This window comes from Selenomonas sp. (assembly GCF_052169755.1).
GTDB lineage: Bacteria > Bacillota > Negativicutes > Selenomonadales > Selenomonadaceae > Selenomonas.
The window spans coordinates 1-2,934 of record NZ_JBQNBV010000195.1 but is presented as its reverse complement, the minus strand read 5'-3'; the positions used below and the strand labels follow the sequence as shown (position 1 = coordinate 2,934).

Genomic DNA, 2,934 nt, shown 5'->3' with positions numbered 1-2,934 from the left:
TATCCTCACGCCTTAAGGAAAGTTACCCCATCAGCCTGCGCCTTTGGCTCGGCTTCTTAGACTTTCACAGTAAACGCCCTTATGTCGTCGCAACGGATATATCAAGCTCGACGACACGTCCCCCGAGGTCCATATCAACGGCAAGGTAGCCCGAGCTGCTGATCTTGATCTGGAAGTCCTCGCCGATGGAAAGCGAAGGCGTAGAGATGTCAACTTCCAGCCCCAATCCCGCGATATGCGTCGCCGTGTTCGCTGTCAGCATATTGCTTAATTCAGAAATCGCGCTCTGCGCCATCTCGTCGAAATTGTCGACGGGCATACCCATCATCATTGTGGAAGCAATGAACTTCGCCGTATCCTCCGTCATGTTGTAAACGACGTTGCCGCGAATCTGCTTCGTGAAGCCGACGATGACGGAAACACCGAGACTTACGGCGTTCTTCTGCTTGACCGTGACCTTGGCGCGCTTTGGCTCAGGAAAGCCGATCTGCGGCATGACGGCGGTAAAAGCGTCAATAAAAGGATTGACCAATTTTGCATCCATACTTTTACTCCCCTTCCGCAAATCCAAGATTCAGGCAAATATCGCCGATGTCCGTTTTAGCGACAACCTCAAACGACGTGAGTTTCGGGTTGGCAATACGGATATTCGCGCCGCTGATCGTACCCGGCGGCGTCAAGCGCATTTCCTTATCGCGAAAGATGTCATTGACCTTCGAGACGCCGCGTCCGACGATGATGTTCGCCGACTCTTCGACCGAATCGTTGATCTCGTCCTCCGCAATGTCGTCATGCTCCTCCATCGCGAGCATACGCAGCGCGAAGCGGCGCATGGTTTCTGCATCCATGTGGACGACGGCGCGTCCCATCGGCGCTCCGGTAAGACCGATGATGACGGCGATGCCCTGAATCGTCAGATAGGGGCTTTCATCGATGGAGACCTCCACCTCGCTCTCCACCCCGAGCAGACTGAACAAACTGCGTTGGAACGCCTGTGCGAAAGTTTCTACATAAGAGTCGCGCAGCATGGCGATGGCGCCAGTCCTCTTCTGGCAAAGAATAATCAGTATATCGATGATCTCATTGGGCTTCACGGGCTTCTGCAGGAACGCATGAATCCCCGCTTCACGCCCCTGCGTCATGAGGCTCGCATCCTTCATTGCACTGATCATGACGATCATGGCGTCAGGGTCGATCGCGAGGATGCGGCGGCTCGTCTCAATGCCGTTGGCGTCTGGAAGATTCATATCCATCGTCACGGCAGCCGGACGCGTTTCCTTATATTTTTCGACAGCCTCGGCGGCATTGCTCGCGATGGCACAGACATCAAAACCCGCTTTCGTGAGGATGCCCTCAAGCATCGCTTGACTGACGCGCGAATCGTCGACAATCATAATTTTAACTTTATTCACTAAGCTCACCCTATTCTTTCCGCCCGATAAGAGAACATATCCCTCTACATTTATCCTATCGGCTAAAGTCATTAAAAGATTAAGCATTTTCTCTATCTGCGCCCATGCGCGAGAGGATGACGCGGGCGACGTGAACGCCGCTTGCACCCGCCTGCGAAAGACCGCGTGTGACGCCGGCGCCATCGCCGACGGCAAAGACATTTTTAAGACGCGTTTCAAGCTCGTTGGAAAGCACGATGCGTGAACTATAGAACTTAACTTCGACGCCATAGAGCAGCGTGTCGTCGTTCGTCATGCCCGGCGCAACCGCATTGAGCGCCTGCACCATCTCCATGATGTTGTCAAGATGGCGCTTAGGCAAAATCAGCGAGAGATCGCCCGGGGTCGCATGGAGCGTCGGCTCCATGAAGCTGTGGCTCATACGGTGCGCGTTCGTGCGCCTGCCTTGAACGAGGTCGCCGTAACGCTGCATGATGATGCCGCCGCCGAGCATGTTGGAAAAAGAAGCGATGCTCTTGCCATACTTATGCGGCTCATTGAACGGCTCCGTAAAGTGGTTCGACACCAAGAGGGCGAAATTTGTGTTGCGGCTCTGCATCTTCGGGTCGCTGTACGAGTGACCGTTGACCGTCATGATACCGCCCGTATTTTCCATGACGACATGCCCGTGCGGATTCATACAAAAAGTGCGCACAGAATCGCCGTAGCGTTTCGTACGGTAGACAAGCTTCGCTTCATAGACGTCCGAGGTAATGTGATCGAAGATCTCGTCAGGCACTTCGACACGCACTCCGACGTCAACTTGATTGTTCTTCTGCTCGACGCGCAGCCGCCGACATTCCTCGGAGAACCATTCGGCGCCCGAACGCCCCGGCGCGACGACGAGATACTCAGCGGCGATTCGGTCGCCGCTCTCCAACGCCAGGGCATTTTCCCCTTCGCCGTCGGATAGGATGTTCTTGACGGACGCACCGAAACGGAACTCAACGCGCTCTTTCATGTACTCGTAAGTTTTTTCGAGCATTTTCAAGTTGTTTTCCGTGCCGAGATGGCGCACGCTCGCTTCCAAAAGATGAAGATCATGCTCCAAGGCAAGCTTGCCGATGCGGCTGCCCTTCGTGCTGAACACCTTCGCAGGCGCACCGTGGCGCATATTGATCGCATCGACATACTCAATGAGACGCATGACCTCCGCCGCGCTGATGTACTCGCCAAGCCAGCCGCCGAACTGCGTCGTGAAGTTGTACTTGCCGTCGGAAAAGGCGCCCGCGCCGCCGAAACCGCGCATGATGCTGCAAGGCTTGCAGCCGATGCAGCTCTTAACCTTGCCCGCTGAAATCGGACAGCAGCGATGGTATATATCGTTGCCGCTCTCTATGACGACGATGGAAAGATCGGGCTTCTTTTCTGCCAGCTCGTACGCTGCAAAAACGCCCGCCGGTCCCGCGCCCACAATAGCGACATCGTATTTTTTCACCTTGTCGCCTCCCGTCTGCCGGATGCGAAAATTCACTCTTCTACA

At 55.0% G+C, this 2,934-nt stretch carries 3 protein-coding genes; all 3 read right to left on the bottom strand.

Annotation, left to right across the window (positions count from 1 at the left end):
• Nucleotides 1-79: 79 nt before the first annotated feature.
• Entirely contained in the window at nt 80-544 is a 465-nt protein-coding gene (locus ACTTKG_RS10185; protein ID WP_442674086.1) for a chemotaxis protein CheX, read from the bottom strand.
• 4 nt (nt 545-548) lie between these two features.
• Nucleotides 549-1,412, bottom strand: a complete 864-nt coding sequence (locus tag ACTTKG_RS10180; protein WP_442674085.1) for a response regulator — start codon at nt 1,410-1,412, stop codon at nt 549-551.
• Between the two features lie 79 nt (nt 1,413-1,491).
• On the bottom strand, nt 1,492-2,889 hold the full coding sequence (locus tag ACTTKG_RS10175; RefSeq protein ID WP_442674087.1) for an NAD(P)/FAD-dependent oxidoreductase: 1,398 nt from the start codon (nt 2,887-2,889) through the stop codon (nt 1,492-1,494).
• Nucleotides 2,890-2,934 lie beyond the last annotated feature (45 nt).